This is a genomic window from Streptomyces atratus, from assembly GCF_014648655.1.
GTDB lineage: Bacteria > Actinomycetota > Actinomycetes > Streptomycetales > Streptomycetaceae > Streptomyces > Streptomyces atratus.
Genome location: NZ_BMRN01000011.1, coordinates 77,292 through 96,352 on the forward strand (window position 1 = coordinate 77,292; position 19,061 = coordinate 96,352).

The 19,061-nt window shown below is 70.4% G+C and carries 16 protein-coding genes; 8 read left to right on the top strand and 8 right to left on the bottom strand.

Annotated elements, in window-relative coordinates:
- Positions 1 to 2: 2 nt before the first annotated feature.
- From IEZ15_RS20135 to IEZ15_RS20155, 5 genes are all read right to left on the bottom strand, one after another.
- A complete protein-coding gene (locus IEZ15_RS20135) occupies positions 3 to 950 on the bottom strand; it encodes an ATP-binding cassette domain-containing protein (protein ID WP_189278823.1) in 948 nt (315 codons plus the stop codon).
- 77 nt (positions 951 to 1,027) lie between these two features.
- Positions 1,028 to 1,669: a PadR family transcriptional regulator gene (locus IEZ15_RS20140; RefSeq protein ID WP_189278648.1), complete on the bottom strand. Its 642-nt coding sequence runs from the start codon at positions 1,667 to 1,669 to the stop codon at positions 1,028 to 1,030.
- Positions 1,670 to 1,687: 18 nt separating this feature from the next.
- A complete protein-coding gene (locus tag IEZ15_RS20145) occupies positions 1,688 to 2,239 on the bottom strand; it encodes a DinB family protein (protein WP_189278649.1) in 552 nt (183 codons plus the stop codon).
- A gap of 91 nt (positions 2,240 to 2,330) precedes the next feature.
- Positions 2,331 to 3,788, bottom strand: coding sequence for an aldehyde dehydrogenase family protein (locus IEZ15_RS20150; protein WP_189278651.1), 1,458 nt, complete (start codon positions 3,786 to 3,788; stop codon positions 2,331 to 2,333).
- Between the two features lie 54 nt (positions 3,789 to 3,842).
- Positions 3,843 to 4,724 carry a Sco1979 family transcriptional regulator gene (locus IEZ15_RS20155; RefSeq protein WP_114245238.1) on the bottom strand — a complete coding sequence of 294 codons (882 nt, stop codon included), beginning with the start codon at positions 4,722 to 4,724 and terminating at the stop codon, positions 3,843 to 3,845.
- 326 nt (positions 4,725 to 5,050) lie between these two features.
- Between IEZ15_RS20155 and IEZ15_RS20160 the strand changes: the two genes are divergently transcribed.
- Positions 5,051 to 5,551: an ATP-binding protein gene (locus IEZ15_RS20160; protein ID WP_189278653.1), complete on the top strand. Its 501-nt coding sequence runs from the start codon at positions 5,051 to 5,053 to the stop codon at positions 5,549 to 5,551.
- Between the two features lie 60 nt (positions 5,552 to 5,611).
- Here IEZ15_RS20160 and IEZ15_RS20165 read toward each other — a convergent pair whose 3' ends face one another.
- Entirely contained in the window at positions 5,612 to 5,854 is a 243-nt protein-coding gene (locus IEZ15_RS20165) for a DUF397 domain-containing protein (protein WP_037690973.1), read from the bottom strand.
- 252 nt (positions 5,855 to 6,106) lie between these two features.
- On the opposite strand from IEZ15_RS20165, the gene IEZ15_RS20170 reads away from it, so the two are divergent.
- Positions 6,107 to 6,580 carry a hypothetical protein gene (locus IEZ15_RS20170; protein ID WP_189278655.1) on the top strand — a complete coding sequence of 158 codons (474 nt, stop codon included), beginning with the start codon at positions 6,107 to 6,109 and terminating at the stop codon, positions 6,578 to 6,580.
- Between the two features lie 20 nt (positions 6,581 to 6,600).
- Here the strand turns inward: IEZ15_RS20170 and IEZ15_RS20175 are convergent, their stop codons facing one another.
- Both IEZ15_RS20175 and IEZ15_RS20180 read right to left on the bottom strand, forming a co-directional pair.
- Positions 6,601 to 8,754 carry an FUSC family protein gene (locus IEZ15_RS20175; protein ID WP_189278657.1) on the bottom strand — a complete coding sequence of 718 codons (2,154 nt, stop codon included), beginning with the start codon at positions 8,752 to 8,754 and terminating at the stop codon, positions 6,601 to 6,603.
- Between the two features lie 66 nt (positions 8,755 to 8,820).
- Positions 8,821 to 10,011: a DUF2786 domain-containing protein gene (locus tag IEZ15_RS20180; protein ID WP_189278659.1), complete on the bottom strand. Its 1,191-nt coding sequence runs from the start codon at positions 10,009 to 10,011 to the stop codon at positions 8,821 to 8,823.
- 106 nt (positions 10,012 to 10,117) lie between these two features.
- Between IEZ15_RS20180 and IEZ15_RS20185 the strand changes: the two genes are divergently transcribed.
- The 6 genes from IEZ15_RS20185 to IEZ15_RS20210 all read left to right on the top strand — a co-directional run bounded on the left by IEZ15_RS20185 (position 10,118) and on the right by IEZ15_RS20210 (position 19,058).
- Positions 10,118 to 10,930, top strand: a complete 813-nt coding sequence (locus IEZ15_RS20185; RefSeq protein WP_189278661.1) for an ABC transporter ATP-binding protein — start codon at positions 10,118 to 10,120, stop codon at positions 10,928 to 10,930.
- 28 nt (positions 10,931 to 10,958) lie between these two features.
- Positions 10,959 to 13,121 carry an ABC transporter permease gene (locus tag IEZ15_RS20190; RefSeq protein ID WP_189278663.1) on the top strand — a complete coding sequence of 721 codons (2,163 nt, stop codon included), beginning with the start codon at positions 10,959 to 10,961 and terminating at the stop codon, positions 13,119 to 13,121.
- 122 nt (positions 13,122 to 13,243) lie between these two features.
- Complete coding sequence (locus IEZ15_RS20195; RefSeq protein WP_229845991.1) at positions 13,244 to 14,248, top strand: DUF1259 domain-containing protein; 1,005 nt, start codon at positions 13,244 to 13,246, stop codon at positions 14,246 to 14,248.
- A gap of 214 nt (positions 14,249 to 14,462) precedes the next feature.
- The gene (locus tag IEZ15_RS20200) at positions 14,463 to 15,668 is read left to right on the top strand and encodes a cytochrome P450 (protein WP_114245244.1); all 1,206 of its coding nucleotides are present in this window, start codon (positions 14,463 to 14,465) and stop codon (positions 15,666 to 15,668) included.
- A 458-nt stretch (positions 15,669 to 16,126) separates the two neighbouring features.
- Positions 16,127 to 17,182 carry a type III polyketide synthase gene (locus tag IEZ15_RS20205; protein WP_114245245.1) on the top strand — a complete coding sequence of 352 codons (1,056 nt, stop codon included), beginning with the start codon at positions 16,127 to 16,129 and terminating at the stop codon, positions 17,180 to 17,182.
- 181 nt (positions 17,183 to 17,363) lie between these two features.
- Positions 17,364 to 19,058, top strand: a complete 1,695-nt coding sequence (locus IEZ15_RS20210; protein WP_189278667.1) for a bifunctional 3'-5' exonuclease/DNA polymerase — start codon at positions 17,364 to 17,366, stop codon at positions 19,056 to 19,058.
- Positions 19,059 to 19,061 lie beyond the last annotated feature (3 nt).

Consider the following 19,061-nt stretch of genomic DNA (forward strand, 5'->3'; position numbering starts at 1 on the left):
GCTCACGCCGCCACCTCCGCGCGCTCCGGCCTCCGGTCGGTCAGCGAGAGGAAGACCTCGTCCAGCGTCGGGCGCCGCACCGCGATGTCCTCCGCCTCAATGCCCGCCTCCTCCAGCGCCCGCACGGTCCGGGTCAGGGTCGCCATCCGGTCCGGTGCCGGTGCCCCGATCAGCCGCCGGTCCGCGTCGACGACCGCGCCGTCACCCAACAGCTGGGCAGCGGCCACCAGTTGCGAACCGTCCCGGACCACGACATCGATGCGGTCCCCGGCCACCATCGCCTTCAGCTCGTCGGCCGTCCCCTCGGCGGCCACCCGTCCGGCGTCGATCACCGAGATCCGGTCCGCCAGCTGATCGGCCTCCTCCAGATACTGCGTGGTCAGCAGTACGGTCGTGCCGCCGCCCACCAGTGAGCGCACCGCCGACCACACCTCGGCCCGGCCGCGCGGGTCGAGTCCGGTGGTCGGCTCGTCCAGGAAGAGCACCTCCGGGTCGGTGATCAGCGAGGCGGCAAGATCGAGCCGTCGCCGCATGCCGCCGCTGTACTCCTTGACCGGCCCCCGGCCGGTGTCCGCGAGCCCGAAGCGGGCCAGCAGTTCGTCCGCCCGCGTACCCGCCCGGCGTACGCCCAGGTGGTACAGACGGCCGAACATCTCCAGGTTCTGCCGGCCACCGAGCTCCTCGTCGACCGCCGCGTACTGCCCGAGCAGCCCGATGCGGCGCCGGACCTCGCCGGCCCGGCCCCGTACGTCGAACCCCGCCACCTCGACCCGCCCCTCGTCGTGCCGCAGCAGCGTCGACAGGATGCGTACGGCCGTGGTCTTGCCCGCGCCGTTGGGGCCGAGTACGGCATGGACGGTGGAGCGGCGGACCGTGAGGTCCAGGCCGTCCAGGGCGCGCTTGTCCCCGTATCGCTTGTGCACACCTTCGACAACGATCGCGTCGGTCAAAATCGCCACACCCTCCCGTAGTCAAACTTGACTAGCGGGTCGAAAGTAACCGCACCGACTCCATTCGTCAAACTTGATTACTCGTCGTCGCCGGGATCGTGGACACCCGTCGCGTACGGGTTCTCCTGCCCCTCGGCGAGCACGCCGACGAAGGGTTCGCCCTCCCCCGCGAAGGTGTACGCCCCGCCCTCGATGCGGGCGATCAGCCCGCGCGTCCACTCGGCCCCGGCATCCGCCGAGTGGACCCACATGTTCATGATTTCGCCGATGTGACCGATCGACTCGGGCCCGGCCTCCGGCGTGTAGTACTCCGTGACCGAGGCCCGCCAGGCCGTGAGACCGGCCACCCGCTGCTTGAGCAGTGCGATCGCCTCGGACCGCTCCAGGTCGACGATGCCACCGAGGCCCGCCGACAGCACGTCCAGCTTCTGGTCGTACGAGGTCAGCGCCGCGCGCAGCAGAGTGAGGTACTCCTCGTTGCCCCGCTCGGTGATCTCGTACTCGGTACGGGGCGGGCCGCCCGCCGTACTCGGGGCGATCTCATGGGCGACCAGCAGCCCCTGCTTCGCCATCTGCTTCAGTGCGTGGTACACCGACCCGGGTTTGGCGTTGGACCACTCGTGAGCGCCCCAGTACTCCAGGTCGTTACGGACCTGATAGCCGTGCGCCCGGCCGTGCTGACGCACGGCACAGAGGACCAGCAGCCGGATCGCGGACATGTCACGCACCCTTTCTATTCAACTTTGATTAGAGTATCCCTCCGCCTCGGCGACCAGCTCGAACGCGGTTCGGCCGTCCAGGGACTCCCGGATGATGTCGGCGTGCCCGGCGTGCCGCGCGGTCTCCTCGACGAGATGGACCAGCAGCCAGCGCATCGAGCAGTTCCCGTCCTTCGGGAACCAGGGCGCCTCGGGCAGCGGGAACGTGTCGTTCATGCTCTCCACCGAGTGGATGAACTCCTCGGTCTCCGCCGCGACCTCCGCATAGAACTCCAGCATCTGCGGGACGGTCTCGTCCCCGACGAGACGGAAGCTGTCCGCCCAGGTCTCCTCGGTGCGGGCCTTCTCGTTGGGGCGCTGCTGGGCGAGGCGCAGCCAGTTCAGCTCGGTCTCGGCGACGTGCTTGAGCAGCCCGGAGAGGGAGAGTTCACTGGCGCTGGGCCGGCTCGCAGCCTGCTCCTCGGTCAGACCGATGAGCGAGCGCCGGATCGCGCCGCGCTGCGCCTCGACGAAGGAGAGGAGTGCGCCGCGCTCGTCGCCGGAGGCTTCTGCGGGAACGTGAGTGACCATGATGTCCGCCTCGGGGAACCGCGCCGGTTCTTCCTGACACCGACCAGGCTACGGACCCTTGCGGTCAGCTCCTGTCCTCAACCCATCGGTGTCAGAAGGGGAATGCGGTCCGGCCGTGCTGAATGGACATCCACTTCTGGGTGGTGAAGGCATCCACGGTCGCCTCCCCGTTCAGCCGGCCGATCCCGGAGGACTTCTCACCCCCGAAGGCCACCAGCGGATCATCCTGGACCGTGGAGTCGTTCACGTGGAACATCCCGCTGACGACGCGCTGCGCGAACCGCACCCCGCGTTCGGTGCTGCGGGTGTGCACGGCGCCGCTGAGTCCGTACGGCGTGTCGTTGGCGATCCGTACGGCATCGTCCTCGCCGTCGAACGTCACCAGCAGCGCCACCGGGCCGAATATCTCCTGGGACAGCAGTGGGGAACCCTCGGGGAGCCCGGTGAGCACGGTCGGGTCGACGAGGTTGCCGCGCGTCCGGCCCCGTACGAGCGCGGTGGCCCCCTCGGCCAGTGCCTGGTCGACCAGGGCGGTCAGGGCGTCGGCCTGGAAGGTGTTGATGACCGGGCCGATCTGGATCTCCGGGTCGCGCGGGTCGCCGGTCCGCAGCGCGGCCACCCTGGCGGTGAACTTCTCGGTGAACTCCCGCTCGACGCGGCGGTCCACCAGGATGCGGTTGGCGGCCATGCAGACCTGCCCCTGGTACACGAAGCGACTGAAGACGGCCGCGTCGACCGCGTAGTCGATGTCGGCGTCTTCCAGCACCACCAGGGCGCTGTTGCCGCTGAGTTCGAGGATCGTCCGCTTGAAGTGTCCGGCCGCGATCGCGCCTACGTGGCGGCCGACCCGGTCCGTGCCCGCGAAGGAGATCACCTTGGGCACGGGGTGCTCGATGAACGCGTCCCCTATCTCGGCGACATCGGTGATCAAGATGTTGAGCAGTCCGGCGGGCAGCCCGGCATCCTCGAAGATCTTGGCAATCAGCCCGCCGCCGACGACCGGGGCATTCTGGTTGGGCTTGATGACGACCGCGTTGCCGAGCGCGAGGGCCGGCGCGACGGACTTCATCGTCACCAGGAAGGGAAAGTTGAAGGGGCTGATCACCCCTATGACGCCGACGGGCTGTCGGAAGAGACGATTCTCCTTGCCGTCCACCGGGGAGGGCAGGATGCGGCCCAGGGGGCGCAGCGCCTGCTGAATCGCGTCGCGCAGGAACTCCTCGGCGACGCACACCTCGTACTCCGCCTTGAGGCGGGTACCGCCCAGCTCGTCGACGATCGCCTCGACGATGTCGTCGTGCAGCTCCTCGGTGATGCGCAGGGCGCGTTCCAGGACGCTGTGGCGCTCGTACGGGCCGGTGGTGGCCCAGGACCGCTGGGCGCGCTCGGCGGCGCGGTAGGCCAGGTCGACCTCCTGCGCGGTCGCGATGGTGATCGCGGCGAGTTTCTCCCCGTTGTAGGGATTGAAATCGATGATGTCCCACGAGCCGGTGCCGGTCCGCCACTCACCGTCGATGTATTGGTCGGCCAGCTCGTAGAAGAAGGACATGCGATCCCTTAACTCAGGTGCAGACTCCCGTCGAACCGTCATCGTACTGATGAATCAGATGAGTTGGAGCAGACCACGGAGCAGATCACGGCTCTCCTCGGGACCGGGGCTGTCCTCGTGCAGTCGCACCATGGCCTTTTCGTACTGAGCGACTTCTTCGGCCTTGTCCAGATAGAGCGCACTTGTCAGCTGCTCCAAATAGACAATGTCCGACAGATCGGATTCCGGGAATCGGAGCATCGTAAAAGAACCGCCCTCCCCCGCATGCCCGCCAAAACTGAAGGGCATCACTTGAAGAGTGATGTTGGGCTGTTCCGACATTTCGATCAGATGCCGCAGTTGTCCGCGCATCACTTCACGGTCGCCGTACGGCCGGCGCAGCGCCGCCTCGTCCAGCACGGCGTGGAAACGGGGTGCACGTTCGGCAACGAGGGCCTTCTGGCGCTCCAGCCGCAGCGCGACCCGGCGGTCGATCTCGACGGCCGGGGCGTCGCCCATGCCCCGGCTGACGACCGCGTGCGCATAGGACTCGGTCTGCAACAGGCCATGGACGAACTGGACTTCGTACACCCGGATGAGCGATGCCGCTCCCTCCAGACCGATGTACGTCTGGAACCACCCGGGCAGCACATCTCCGTAACTGTGCCACCAGCCCGCCACATTGGCCTCGCGGGCCAGGCCGAGCAGGGCGTCGCGCTCCGCCTCGTCCGTGACACCGTAGAGCGTGAGCAGGTCCTCGACATCCCTGGCCTTGAAGCTCACCCGTCCCAACTCCATGCGGCTGATCTTCGATTCGGAAGCCCTGATGGAGTAGCCGGCCGCCTCGCGGGTGATCCCGCGCGAGTCGCGCAGCCGCCTGAGCTGCGAGCCCAGCAGGATGCGCCGCACCACAGATCCACTCGACTCGCCTGCCGCCACTGGTCCGGCCCTCCCCATCGCTTCCTGGACACCGGGGCTCCCCCTGAACCCCAAGTGCCGGATTCTGCCATCAAAACGCTTCAGCCCGTACTCATTCGATTACGGAAATGAGAAGGCTCCCAGAGAGCTACGAAAATACACACAGGAAGAAATGACCAAGAACCGGCATGGGTTCGGACAGGTCAGGCGCGTGCACGTGCATCTGCCCTTGCATCTGCCCTGCGCATTCGGAACCATGGCCCTCGCGCACCTGCGTGCTCGTTCGTGTTGTGCCGCTGTACCCCGCAGTACCGATACAGCCGCGAATCCCGGGAGTGCCTCGCATGGGGACGAATGGATCGACGATGCTCGAGCCGTTACGGCAGGGGCTTCCCCCCATCGATCCCTCAGCCGTCTCCGGATCGGCCACCTGCACCCTGCCCGCCCGCTACGAATCCGTGGGCGGGGCACGGCGGTTCACCAGGACGACGCTGAGCGACTGGGGACTGGACGAGCGCTTCGACGACGTCGCACTGGTCGTCTCCGAACTCGTGACCAACGCTCTGCGGCACGCCCTGCCCGCGGACACCGCATCGGAACCTCAGGAACCTCCCGTACGGCTGCACTTGATGCGCTGGAGCTCGCGCCTGGTGTGCGCCGTGCGCGACCCCAGCCAGGAGAGCCCCGTAGCCTCCGAGGCTCCCGACTCGGCGGAGTCGGGCCGCGGCCTCTTCCTGGTGGAGTCCTTCAGCGACTCCTGGGGCTGGCACCCCTCCCCCGCTCTGGGAGCGGACAACCCGAACACCGCGGCGACACCGCGCGGCAAGGTGGTCTGGGCACTGTTCCGGCTGTCCGACGACGTGTGACCCGCTCGGCGGCCGCACGGGCTGCCGACGGGTGGCCGGACACCGCCCCGCGGGACGCGGTCAGCCGCCCGCTATGAGGTGGTCGAACTCGCCGTCCTTCACCCCGAGCAGCAGCGCCTCTATCTCGGCCGGCGTATAGACCAGCGCCGGCCCGTCGGGGTGGCGTGAATTCCGCATCGCCACATCTCCGTCGGGCAGTTTCGCGAACTCCACGCAGGATCCCTGGGAGTTGCTGTGTCTGCTCTTCTGCCAGACGACTCCGCGAAGCTCTGTGGCCGCCATGCCGTTGTACACGTGGTGCACAGGACGCTCCCCGAGTTGCAAGGTGCAAGTGTCAACTGTCTCGGATCATAGCTCTGTTCAATTTCCCCTGCATGAGCAGATGCATGAGCGGATGCACGTGCACGGGGGGTGTTCCCGCGATTACAGCTCCGGACGCAGAGATAGACGCACGCGGCGCCTGTTTGGCTCCGCCTACCCCGAGTTGAGCAACCCATCCCGGTGGTACGCGCTGGTAGCTTGGCGCGGTCTTTTGTCAACAAGGGGGAATTCCACATGCGCAAAGCCGTACGTACCGGTGCCGTGATCACTGCCGGACTCGTCACCGCCGCAGCACTGACCGGCTGCAGCGGCGACGGCAAGAAGAGTGACCCGGACGGCAGCTCCGGCGCCGCGAAGTCCAGTCAGGCTCCCGGCGACAGCGACAGCAACTCCGGGGCCGACGCCGCGGCGCTGGAGGGCGGCTGGGCCGGGAAGACCGACGGCAAGGCCGTGGTCCTGTCCGTCGCGTCCGGGAAGGCCGTGCTCGTCACCGAGCAGCGTGCCTGCACGGGCACCGTGAAGGACATGGGCAAGGTGATGCTGGTGCTGAAGTGCGCCGACGGCGACACCGACCGCACCACGGGGTCCATCGAGTCCAACGACGGCAAGACCGTCGTCGTGTCCTGGGACGGCGGGACAAAGGACACCCTGGCCAAGACCGAACCGGGCGCGATCCCGTCGGGTCTGCCGGACCTGCCGGCCTCCTGACCGCCCGCCGCTCCGCCCCCTCAATCGGCTTGGTCCGACGGAGGGTTCGGCTTCGGCGTCCCGCCCAGTCCCCGGGAGAACTCCTCCAGGGCTTCGAGGAGGAGGCCGGCCCCGTTCCGCACGAACGGGTCCGGCTCCCCTTCGCCCGTCCGCTGCTGCGCGTCCCACTGCGCCAGCGCCTCGCGCACCTCCACCCAGTCCGGTACGCGCCGCTCCCGCAGCTCCTTCGCGCCCTGTTCGGTGGCCCGGCGCAGCGCTTGCGCCAGGTGCGCGGCGGCCGGTACGGGGGTGGCGCTGCCGCACGGGAGGTGGGCCTCCAGCAGCATCGCGACCCTGCCGAACTGGGCGAGGGCGTGCTGGGTGTCCTCGGCGGCTGCGCGGGAGAGGCCGCGGTTGCGCACCGGTTCGTGCTGGGCGGTGGCAAGCGCCTCCTGCCAGGCGACGCGGGCCTCGCGGGTGTCGAGCAGGGCGGAACGGACGTCGTCCTGGCCGCGCTCGGCCGGTTCGGCGTACTGGTCGACGACCGCGGCCGCGTACCGCCCGTCCGCCACCAGCCAGTCGCCGAGCCTGCCGCGAAGCCTCGGGGTCTCCCACGCCGGGTAGGCGGCGTACGAGATCATCGCGAGGAGGCCGCCGACGAGGGTGAGGACGACCCGTTCGTGTACGGTCTGCGACCAGTTGTCGCCCGCCATGCCGAGCAGGAAGACGACGTACGCGGAGACGCACGCCTGGCCGACCACGTACCCGGTGCGCATCAGCAGATACATCAGCAGGGCGCAGAGCACGGAGAGCATCGCGTACCAGGTCACACCGGGGTCGGTGGCCTGGCCGATCGCGGTGGCGAGCGAGACGCCGACGATCGTGCCGCCGAAGCGGGCCACGGAACGCCCGTACGTCTGGGAGAACTCCGGCCGCATCACCATGACGGCCGCCATGGGGGCCCAGTAGCCGTGACCGAACGGTAGCGCGGCACCGATGAGATAGCCGACGGCGACGACTGCACAGACCCTCACGGCGTGCCGCAGGATCGGTGAACCGGGGCGCAGTTCGGCGCGCACCGCACTCCCGACGACGGGGACCAGCCGCAGGAGGGTGGGGCGGCGGCGGTGCGGGACGGCGGGGGTCCCGTCCCCGGTGACCCTGATGGTCTCGGCGGCCTCCTCGGCCTCGGCCCGTTCCTCCTTCGTCCCCTCGCCCTCGGCCGTCTCGATGACATCGGAGAGCAGCGCGCCGAGCCGGGCGGCGGCGCGGCGGGACGGGCCGGTGAGGAGAGTGCCGGTGTCGGGGGTCTTCAGCGCGGCGACGGCGGACGGGGAGAGCTTCACCGGGTCGCCGCCCCGGATCGCCCGGGCCGCCGAGTCGAGCACGGATCCGGCGGCGGCGAGGAGCTCGCGGACCCGGTCCCGCTCCGGCCCCTCGGACGGGACGCCCATAGCCGGGTCCGCGAGCGAGGCGAGCACCGGTCTGATCCGTTCGGCGACACCGCGGGAGCCACGCAGTTCGGGCGGCCGGTGGCGGGCCTGACGCGGAGTGACCGCGGCTGCGCTGCGGGCCGTCATCAGCGGCACCGGATCGAAGGCGGCGAGCGGGTCGTGGCGCAGCCGACGGGCGTAGTCGGCCTCGGCGGCCAGGGCGTCGGCGAGGGCATCGCGCTGGGCGCCCCATCTCCGTACCGGGAACAGGACGATCAGCGCCGCCTGCACCACACCGCCGAAGAGGATCATCAGGGCATGCACGGCCGAGTTCGCGACGGAGGTGGGCAGGGTGACCGTCACCAGCATGATCGCCACGTTGGACGACGCGATGAGGCCGCCCGTCGGTCCCGCCGCCCAGGCCAGGCCCGCGAGGAACGTCCAGAGCACCAGCAGGGCCAGGAACAGCGGCATTCGGGGGCCGGCGAGATAGCCGAGGAATGTCGATACGGCGAGGCTCGCCCCGGAGACCAGGGCGAGGACGGGGCGGGGGCGCCAACTGCGCTGGAACGTGGCGATGGCCGCCTGGAACGCGCCGAACGCGGAGCTCGCGGCGACCACCGGCCCGAAGAGCGCGAGGCCGACCCCGATGACGAGGGCGAGACCGGCCGCACCGCGGATCGCGATGAGCGGTTCGAGACGCCGCCGCTCGATCGTCAGCCCCGAGCGGGCGGTCTCCTTCAGCGCCCGGAGCCAGCCCATGCGCAGAGCCTAACCGGAATCACCGATAAGCCTGAGTTGCCGTAATTCAGAGGGCATCTGAGGTTTCTACCGGTTTCTGCGCCTGCCGTGGATCTCCGGTCCGGTCCCGCCCACCCTCGCCCGGTCCGCGGCGGCCGTTCCATGAGTCCATCCGTCGAGGTCCGTGGCGCCCCGGACGCGCGCGGTCGTGGTCTCGGGGAACATCCGCTCGGCGGTGTCGGTGACGGCCATGTCGCGGGCGGCGAGGACCGGGAGCAGATGGGGTGCCGCCACCCCGGCGGCTTCGGATTCGGTCTCGACTTCGGCGGCCGCTGTGACGCGGGCGGTGTCTGCGGCGAGCCGGCTGCCCAGGCGCTGGGCGTACGCCATCAGGAAGGACTGCCGGAACGTCTTGGTCCGCTTGCGTCCACCGGCCCGCTGGCCCGCCTCCGCCTTCGTCATCGCCACCGTGCCCTGGACCAGCAGGGAGGTGTACAGCAGCTCCACGGCCTCCAGGTCCGGCTCGAAGCCGACCACCGTGGAGAAGCCGAGGTCGCTGTTCCACACCGCACGGCAGCGGTTGGCGGAGGCGACCGCGTCGAGCAGGATCGCCTTCGCCGTCTCGTACGGGGCATCGACCCCGATCCGGCACGCTCCCGGCGCCTCCTTGCTGTGGGTACGGGCGGCGAGCAGGGCCTCGTCGATGGAGTGCCGGGCCATCAGCTCCTGCGCCTTGGTGGTGAGGGCCTCCGCCTCCTCGGGAAAGCCCGTCGCCTCCGCCTTGGCGAGCAGGGCACGGATCCGGGTCAGCATCCGGGGTTCGTCGTGCGCGGGCGGCAGGTGGAGCCCGTGCGGGGAAGCGCCGGGCGGCGGACCGACCGGTTCGATGGCGGGGAGCCTGAGCAGCAGCCGGTACAGGCCGAGGAGCGCGGAGGCGTAGGAGAACCGGTCGGGCCGGTTCCGGGGCGACGCGGCGGGGAGCCCGTCGAGCTGGGACCGCCAGCGGGGCGGCAGCTGCTCGTACCGTCCGGTCTCCGATGCGATCAGCGAGGCGGCGAGGCCGACCGCGGTCTCGTCGAGTTCGCGGCGGACGACGCGTACGACATCGGCGGGCTGCCAGCCGCGCTCCCAGGCACGGCGGACGAACTCCTCGCCGCGCCGGAACAGTTCCGCGTCGGCCGTCGGATCGGCGGCCAGCAGAGAAGCTCCGGTGTCGAGACCGGCGTCGCCCTCGGAGTAGAGGGCTGCCGCGAATGCCTGGTCGATCACCGGTTCCATGAGGCCAGGGTAGGCAGGGCGGTGCGGCCGGGTATGCCTGGCCCTACCCCGAGGACGGGCTCTGGTGGTCGTGATCGCGGAGCGCGGAAACGGTTCGATCGAGGACATGACTTCCCCGCATGCGTCCGCTGCGTCCGCGAGTGCCACCGTTGCCGTACGGCTCCGCTCCGTACGCCGTACCTATGGAGAGGTCGACGCCCTCGACGGCATCGACCTCACAGTCCGCCCCGGCACCTTCACCGCCGTCATGGGCCCGTCCGGCTCCGGCAAGTCCACGCTGCTGCACTGCGCGGCCGGGCTGGACCGGCCGACGTCCGGCACCGTCGAGGTGGGCGGGGTGGAGCTGACCGGGCTGAGCGAGCGCCGGCTGACACTGCTGCGCCGGGACCGGATCGGCTTCGTCTTCCAGGCGTTCAACCTGGTCCCTTCGCTGACCGCCGCACAGAATGTCGCGCTGTCGCTGCGGCTCGCGGGCCGCCGCCCGTCCCGTACCGAGGTGCGTGAATCCCTGGCCCGGTTCGGTCTCGCCGACCGGGCGGGGCACCGGCCGGCCGAGATGTCCGGCGGGCAGCAGCAGCGAGTGGCCCTGGCACGGGCCCTGATCACCCGGCCCTCGGTGCTCTTCGGCGACGAGCCGACCGGCGCATTGGACACCGCGACGAGCCAGGAGGTGATGGTGATGCTGCGGGAGCTGGTGGACCGGGAGGGGCAGACGATCGTGATGGTCACCCATGACCCGATGGCCGCGGCATATGCGGACCGGGTGGTCTTCCTGGTCGACGGTCGGGTGGCGGACGATCTGACCGGGCTGCCGGCCGAGCGGATCGCGGCCCGGATGGCGGCGGGACGCACCGCGGTACCCCGCACGACCGCCGCCGCAGCAGGTGCCGCGGGCCATGCGGGGGTGTCGTCGTGCTGACCGTCGCGGGCCGCACGGAGGTGTCGTCGTGCTGACCGTCGCCCTGGCCACCCTGCGTACTCGCTGGACCATGCTCATCGGCACCTTCGTCGCGCTCGCGCTGGGCGTGGGGCTGATCGCGGCCATGGGCCTCGGTCTCGCCTCGACCTTCGACGCCCCGGACCGGGCGCCGCAGCGGTTCGCCGGATCGCCGGTGGTGGTGATGGGTGACGACACCTTGACCGTGGAGGTGCGGCGTGGGCCGTCCACAGCGGAGGTCAGCCGCAGGCTCGCTCATCCACACCCTGTGGATATCGCACTCCTGCGCGACCTCCGGGCGCTCGGCCAGGTGACACGGGACGACGGAAACGGAGCGCACCGCGGGCCGGACGCCGTAGGTGTGGACGCGCCCGTCGCCGAGGTGCGCCGCGTCGTCGGTGACCGCGCCCTCGTCCTCACCGGCGACGGCCGCCGCCGCGCCGACCCGGCCGCAGAGCGGGACGCCGAGGGGCTGCTGACCGTGAACGCCCTGCTCGGCACGGCGGGTGGCGTCACCGCCTTCGTCTCGGTCTTCGTCGTCGCGTCGACGTTCGCCTTCGCGGTGGCGCTGCGCCGGCGCGAGTTCGGGCTGCTGCGCACGGCCGGCGCCACGCCGGGCCAGTTGCGGCGACTGCTGCTGACGGAGGCGGCCGTGGTCGGCACGCTCGCCTCGGCTGCCGGATGCGCGCTGGGCCGCTGGGCCGCGCCGCTGTCGGCCGGACTGCTGGCCGACGAAGGGATGGCGCCGTCCTGGTTCACCATCCGCCCCGTCGCCTGGCCGCTGCACGCCGCCTTCTGGACCGGCCTGGCCGTGGCACTCGCGGGGGTCTGGGTGGCCTCGCGGCGGGCGGGCAGAACCGGCCCGGCCGAGGCGCTGCGCGAGGCCGATGTCGATTCGGGCGTGCTGCCGCCGGCCCGTCGTCTGCTGGGCTTCGCCCTGCTCGCGGGAGCCGCGTTCCTCATGGCGAAGTCCCTCGCCACGGACCCGTCCGCGCTGCTGAAGCGGAAGACGTACACCACTGGGCCGATGGTCCTGATCACGGCCGCCGCCCTGCTCGCGCCGCTGCTGGTACGCCCATTGGCCCGACTGATCCGGCTGCCCGGGGCGACCGGAATGCTCGTGACCGCGAACACGTCGGCGTCGCTGCGGCGTACGGCGGCGGTGGCCGCTCCGGTGCTGATCACCGTGGCGCTGGCGGGTTCGGTGGCCGGTTCCGCGATGACGGTGACAGCGGCGAAAGCGGCCGAGGCGCGCGAGCACACCCGGGCCGATCTGGTCGTGACGGGCGAGGAGTTGAAGGTACGGCCGGTGCGTGGCGCAACGCTGTCGGCGTCCGCCTCGACAGCCGTCCACGTACGCGAGGAGGGCACCGCTCTCATCACTTGCGAAGCGCGGGCGGTGGACGACGCGAAGGCCCTCGCGACGGTCGAGCGGCTGCCGGTGGTGGCGGGCGACATCCGGGATCTGGACGACCGCTCGATCGTGGTGAACGAGGAGTGGGAACAGCACACGGTGGGCTCGACGGTACGGGTGTGGCTCGGCGACGGACGGCCGGTCGCGCTGCGGATCGCGGCGGTGCTGGCGCGCGGGACGGGGAACAACGGGGCCTATGTCACGCAGGCGAACGCGCCGACGGCTCCGGTGGACCGGATCGACGTACGCCTCTCGCCGGGCGCGAACCGGGCCGCTGTCGCGGCACAGTTGCGCGACACCGGCGGCCAGGTGCGGTCGACGGAACAGTGGCTGGCCGCGACACACCCGCGTACGAGTCCGCAGACCCGGCTCGGCCTGATCGTGATCCTGGGGATCGCGCTGGTGTACACGGCGATCGCCCTCGCCAACACGGTGCTGATGGCGGGGTCCGCACGGTCCTCGGAGCTGAACGCCCTCCGGCTGGCCGGGGCCGCCCGGCCGCGGGTCCTCGCGGTGGTGGCCGGGGAGACCCTGTTCGCGGTCGGGCTCGGAGCGCTGCTCGGACTGGCCGTGACCGCGGTCAACCTGGCGGGCCTCGCCGCCGCGCTGGCCTCGCTGTCCGCACCGGTGGCGATATCGGTGCAGTGGCCGCTGACGGCCGGGGCGGCCGGGGTGTGTGCGGTGGTCGCGGTCGGAGCAGCGCTGTTGCCGAGAGCGGTGCGGCGCCGCTCGATGCCGGTGCACCGAAGGTCCGGATAGGCCGTACGGGACCGGGCCGGAGAGCGCGATTGGTCCATCCAGCCCCACCCATTGACGATGTATCCGATTTCACCCTTTTATTCAAGTTTCCCGTGGTTTCATCTCGCCATGGAGGCGATCAAATGATGACCGGAGACCGACAGCAGGACACGAATACAAGGGCGATCACGTCGCGGCGACGCGTACTGGCCGCGGCCGCACTCGCGCCGATGCTGACCGCGGCAGGGCCTGCCGCCGCTCGCGCGCTGCCCACCGGGATGCCCGGGCCGGGGCACGGCAAGCGGGTCAAGCCGGTGCCGACCAGCCTGGCGGACTGGGCGGGCGTGGCGAAAGCGCTGGGCCGCGCCGGCGACATGCTGCGCGCAACGACCTACCACACGGCCTTCCCCCGGCGGGATCTTCTGGTGGTCTCCGACGGCGTCGTCGTCACACCGGGGCTCGCGCTGGGCACTCATGTGGCCTTCGTCCGTTACGCCGACGGCAGCACGATGCTGATGGGCGACGTGGTGGTCACCGAGAACGAGCTGCAGCGGGCGACCGATGCCTGGCAGGCGCACGGAATCGAGCAGACCGCGCTCCACAAGCACCTGCTCTCGCAGACCCCCGACATCTGGTGGACCCACGTCCACGCACACGGTCACGACGCGGTGGCCCTGGCCCGCGGCCTGCGCGCCGGATTCGACCGCACCGGGACCCCGCCCGCCCTGCCGCCGGGCCCGCGGACCCCGATCGACCTGGACATCGCCGGAATCGAGGCGGCGCTGGGCACCAAGGGTGTCAGCGACGGCGAGGTCTACAAGTGCGTCTTCCTCCGCCGCGAGACCATCGCGGACGGCCATCTGATCCTTCCCCCCGGCCTGGGATCGACCAGCGCGTTCACCTTCCAGCCGCTGGGCGGCGGCCGGGCCGCGCTCGCGGGCGACTGCGCCATGCTCGCCGGCGAGGTCCAGAACACGCTGAAGGCCCTGCGGCGCGGAGGGATCAAGCTCGTCGAGCTGCACAACCACCACCTGGCGGAGGACCCCCGCCTGTTCTTCACCCACTTCTGGGCCGTGGGCGACGCCGTCGAGCTCGCCCGGGCGCTGCGCCCCGCGGTGGAGGCCACCAACGTCGTACCGTCCCTCTGAGACCGGCCGTTCACGCCGAACACGCCTGAGACCGGCCGGACCGGGTCGCTGGACCGATTGCGCCGGTCCAGCGACCCCGGCTGTCGAATCCGTTCTGCATATGGACCAATCGGCCCGGAGTGGCGCGTGCCTGTGCGGGTGACCGGGCACCCATGTCCCGTCCAGCCCGCAGATTCCTCGAACCACCCGTCAGATCCCCCCTCTGGAGCTCCGTATGGAACCAGTCGCCGGCGCACGGCACTGCCCGTTCGACTATGCCGAGGCCCTCGAATTCGACCCGGTGCTCAGGCACTTGATGACCGAAGAACCCGTCTCCCGCATCCGGCTGCCGCACGGCGACGGCGAGGCATGGCTCGTCACCGGCTACGACGACGTGCGCACGGTGACCACCGACCGGCGCTTCAGCCGGAGTGCCATCATCGGCCGGAACTTCCCGCGCATGACCCCTGAGCCGATCGTTCAGGACGAAGCGATCAACGTGATGGACCCGCCGGGCAGCAGCCGCCTGCGCAGCCTGATCTCCAAGGGCTTCGCGCCTCGTCACATGGAGCGCATGAAGGTGCGCACCCAGCATGTCGTGGACGAGCTGCTGGACCGGATGGAGGAGCACGGAGCCCCCGCCGATCTCTTCGAGCATCTGGCGGCCCCGCTGCCCCTGACCACCATCTGCGAGGTCCTCGACATTCCCGAGGCCGACCGCGCACAGCTGCGCGCCCACGCCCGGACGATGATGGACACGACCGTCGAGAACCGGGACGACGCGGTACGGGCCAAGGCCGATCTCCGCGCCTACTTCCAGAAACTGACGGCGCAGCGGCGCGAGAACCCGGGCGACGACCTGATCAGCGCGCTGGCCACGGCTCGCGACGGGGACGAGATCCTCAACGAGCATGAACTGACCGTGATGGCCATGGTGCTGCTCATCACGGGCCAGGACACCACCACGTACGAGATCGGGAACATCGCCTACACGCTGCTCACCAGGCCCGACGAGCTCGCGATGCTGCGCGGGCGCCCCGAGATGCTCCCGCAGGCCATCGAGGAGCTGCTGCGCTTCATTCCCTTCCGCAAGGGTGTCGGCATCCCCCGTGTCGCCACCGAGGACGTGGAGCTGAGCGGCGTGGCGATCCGGGCGGGGGACATCGTGCATGTCTCCTATCTGACGGCCAACCGCGACGGCCGGAAGTTCGACCGGCCCGACGAGCTGGATCTGGAGCGCGAGGGTCCGTCCCATATGACCTTCGGCTGGGGTGGCCATCACTGTCTGGGTGCCCCGCTCGCAGCGACGGAGCTCCAGGTCGCCATCGGAACTCTGCTGGAACGCTTCCCCGCTCTGAAGCTGGCGACGCCGGCCGAGGAAGTGCGCTGGAACAAGACCTCGATCTGGCGCTATCCCCTCGAACTGCCTGTCACCTGGTGACAGGGACGGTCCGGCAACGCACCGGGCCTCTGTACACAGACAGTGACGCTCATTGATGATGCGTCGCACCAGGGCGCCCGGCAACCCGGAACAATCCCGGGGCGCCGGGCGCCTTGCTGTGCCCTGCCGCGCACCGGGCGCCTCGTCGTGCCCTGCCGGGCGCTGCGCGTCGGCTCGACATGCGGCCCCGATCCGCCTGCCGTAGCGTGATCCCGACGGCCACCCACCCAAGCCGTGGCGGATCAGTATCCGCCCACGAGCGGCTAGAACTCAGTCTTCGACGGTCGGCCCGTCCGCGCCCGTATCAGGGGTACCGACCCCGGCGCAGGAATCCACCAAAGCTCTGATTCGCGCGGCACCGCGCGTGCGGAGCCGCGGTGGCCAATCCCGCGTCGGCGAACACCCCGCAACGTTCCGGGCCCGGCGGTGTGGACCAAAAGTCCGCTAGGAGGAGTTCCATGGCGGTTCTCTGCAAGCCGGCAATCGAGGTTCCCGAGTATGTCATCACCAACGAGGAAACCCTGGAGCTGGCCCAACGGTTGCACGGCGACCATCCGCAGATCGACCTGGTCCTTCGTCTGATCGAACATACCGGGGTGCGGAAACGGCACCTGATCCAACCGATCGAGAAGGTACTGCAGCACCCGGGCTTCGACGCCCGCAGCATCACCTACGAGCAACAGACCAAGGCCAGGGTGCCGGCGGTGGTACGCCGGGCACTCGATCAGGCCGCACTGGAGCCGCGGCAGATCGACCTGATCGTCTACGTCTCCTGCACCGGCTTCATGATGCCTCCGCCGACCGCGTGGCTCATCGGCAAGATGGGCTTCCGGCCGGAGACACGGCAGATGCCGATCGCCCAACTCGGCTGCGCAGCGGGCGGCGCAGCCGTCAACCGGGCCCACGACTTCTGCACGGCGTACCCCGACGCCAATGTGCTGATCGTCGCCTGCGAGTTCTGCTCGCTGTGCTACCAGCCCACCGATCTGGGTGTCGGATCCCTGCTGTCCAACGGCCTGTTCGGCGATGGCATAGCCGCCGTCGTGGTCCGCGGCAGCGGTGGCACCGGAGTCCGCCTGGAACGCAACGGCTCGTACATCATCCCGGACACCGAGGACTGGATCTCCTACGCGGTCCGGTCCACCGGATTCCACTTCCAGCTCGACAAGCGTGTGCCCGGAACCATGGAACCCCTCGCCCCGGCCCTGAACGCCGTCGCGGAGGCACACCAGTGGAACGCCGGCAAGATGGACTTCTACATCATCCACGCAGGCGGCCCGCGCATCCTGGACGACCTGAGCCGCTTCCTCGACGTGCCGCCGGAAGCGTTCCGCTTCAGCCGCGCCACACTCACCGAGTACGGCAACATAGCCAGCGCGGTGGTGCTCGACGCCCTAGGCCGCATGTTCGACGAGGCTTCGGCCCTCGACGGCCACCGCGGCCTGATGGCGGGCTTCGGCCCCGGCATCACCGCCGAGATCTCCCTGGGCACCTGGACGACGGACTCCGAGTAGGTTTCGACCCGTCCGGCGCTCGTGGCCCCCGGCCCCTCCAGCCCGTCCGGCGTCCGAGGACCGGGGGCCGGGGCAGAGACCCGGTTTCGGGAAAGGGCGGGGGTGGGGTGAAACCCGCGCAGCGGCCCACCCCACCCCGCGCCCCACGCCCCTGTCAGTGCCGGGTGCCAGACTCGACAACATGACCGAACGTTGGGCTCTGGCCACCACGGAGACCGGCGGCGCCCTCCTCGCCCCGCTGGACTCCACCGGCCTGCCCACCGCCCCGGTCCTGACCGAACCCGACCTCGTGGAGGCGGTCCGCTCCCGCCCGGATGTCACACGCTGGGTCTGGCGGTCCACCGCCGAGATCTACCCGCGCCTGCTCGCGGCCGGCGTCCCCGTGGCCCGCTGTTACGACATCGAGGTCGCCGAGTCCCTCCTCCTCGCCCACGAGGGCCGGCTCGGGGAACCCCGTTCCGCAGCCGCCGCCCACGCCCGCCTGCGCAACGCCCCCGTACCCCCCGATCCTCCGCCCCGCTCCGCCGAGCCCGGCTCGCAGTCATCCCTCTTCGAGCCGCAGTCCGGCACGGGCCTGCCCTTCGACGACCTGCTCCAGGTGTACGCCGACCAGCTCCGCCGCCACGACGCCACCGCACACCCGGGCAGGATGCGCCTGCTGACGGCCGCCGAATCGGCCGGCATGCTGGTCGCCGCCGAGATGAACCGGTCAGGCCTCCCCTGGCGCGCCGACGTGCACCGGAACGTGCTCCACGAACTGCTCGGCGAGCGTTACGCGGGCGGCGGCGAGCCCCGCAGGCTGGCCGAACTGGCCGACGAGGTGTCGGCCGCCTTCGGCAGACGGGTCCGCCCCGACCTCCCCGCCGACGTGGTGAAGGCGTTCGCACAGGCCGGCATCAAGGTGAAGTCCACCCGGCGCTGGGAGCTGGAGGAGCTGGACCATCCGGCGGTGGAACCCCTCATCCAGTACAAGAAGCTGTACCGGATCTGGACGGCGCACGGCTGGAGCTGGCTCCAGGACTGGGTGCGCGACGGCCGCTTCCGCCCCGAGTACCAGCCGGGCGGCACGGTCAGCGGCCGCTGGACGACCAACGGCGGAGGAGCGCTGCAGATCCCCAAGGTGATACGGCAGGCGGTCGTCGCCGACGAGGGCTGGCGCCTCGTCGTCGCGGACGCCGACCAGATGGAGCCCAGAGTGCTGGCTGCGATCTCCCGCGATCGCGGTCTGATGGAGGTGGCGGGCCATGACGGTGATCTCTACACGTCGCTGTCGGACCGGGCCTTCCACGGCGACCGGGACCACGCCAAGCTCGCCCTGCTGGGCGCGATCTACGGCCAGACCTCGGGCGACGGCCTGAAGAACCTGGCAGCCCTGCGCCGAAGATTTCCGCTGGCCGTGGCCTACGTCGACGATGCGGCAAAAGCGGGCGAGGAAGGACGTCTCGTACGGACGTGGCTGGGCCGGACCAGTCCGCCCGCGGCCGGCAGCGAGGAGGACGACGAGGCCGGCATCCCTCAGGAGAGCACGGAACAACCCTCCGCCGAGGGCGAATTCACCCCTGGTTACGCATCGTCGAACGCCCGCGCGCGGGGCCGCTTCACCCGTAACTTCGTGGTGCAGGGCAGCGCGGCGGACTGGGCACTGCTGCTCCTGGCCGCCCTGCGCCAGTCGCTCGGCTCCGCCGGCCTCCGGGCCGAGTTGGTCTTCTTCCAGCATGACGAGGTGATTGTGCACTGTCCACAGGAGGAGGCAGGGGCGGTCGTGGAGGCCATCCGGGTGGCCGGCGACATGGCCGGGCGGACCGCCTTCGGCGATACGCCGGTGCGTTTTCCGTTCACGACGGCGGTGGTGGAGCGCTACTCGGACGCGAAGTAGCCC

Bases quoted from the DNA above. Each gene is read 5' to 3' on its own strand.
- IEZ15_RS20140 (WP_189278648.1), bottom strand. From the start codon at position 1,669: ATGTCCGCGATCCGGCTGCTGGTCCTCTGTGCCGTGCGTCAGCACGGC.
- IEZ15_RS20145 (WP_189278649.1), bottom strand. From the start codon at position 2,239: ATGGTCACTCACGTTCCCGCAGAAGCCTCCGGCGACGAGCGCGGCGCA.
- IEZ15_RS20150 (WP_189278651.1), bottom strand. From the start codon at position 3,788: ATGTCCTTCTTCTACGAGCTGGCCGACCAATACATCGACGGTGAGTGG.
- IEZ15_RS20155 (WP_114245238.1), bottom strand. From the start codon at position 4,724: ATGGGGAGGGCCGGACCAGTGGCGGCAGGCGAGTCGAGTGGATCTGTG.
- IEZ15_RS20160 (WP_189278653.1), top strand. From the start codon at position 5,051: ATGCTCGAGCCGTTACGGCAGGGGCTTCCCCCCATCGATCCCTCAGCC.
- IEZ15_RS20170 (WP_189278655.1), top strand. From the start codon at position 6,107: ATGCGCAAAGCCGTACGTACCGGTGCCGTGATCACTGCCGGACTCGTC.
- IEZ15_RS20175 (WP_189278657.1), bottom strand. From the start codon at position 8,754: ATGGGCTGGCTCCGGGCGCTGAAGGAGACCGCCCGCTCGGGGCTGACG.
- IEZ15_RS20180 (WP_189278659.1), bottom strand. From the start codon at position 10,011: ATGGAACCGGTGATCGACCAGGCATTCGCGGCAGCCCTCTACTCCGAG.
- IEZ15_RS20185 (WP_189278661.1), top strand. From the start codon at position 10,118: ATGACTTCCCCGCATGCGTCCGCTGCGTCCGCGAGTGCCACCGTTGCC.
- IEZ15_RS20195 (WP_229845991.1), top strand. From the start codon at position 13,244: ATGATGACCGGAGACCGACAGCAGGACACGAATACAAGGGCGATCACG.
- IEZ15_RS20200 (WP_114245244.1), top strand. From the start codon at position 14,463: ATGGAACCAGTCGCCGGCGCACGGCACTGCCCGTTCGACTATGCCGAG.
- IEZ15_RS20205 (WP_114245245.1), top strand. From the start codon at position 16,127: ATGGCGGTTCTCTGCAAGCCGGCAATCGAGGTTCCCGAGTATGTCATC.
- IEZ15_RS20210 (WP_189278667.1), top strand. From the start codon at position 17,364: ATGACCGAACGTTGGGCTCTGGCCACCACGGAGACCGGCGGCGCCCTC.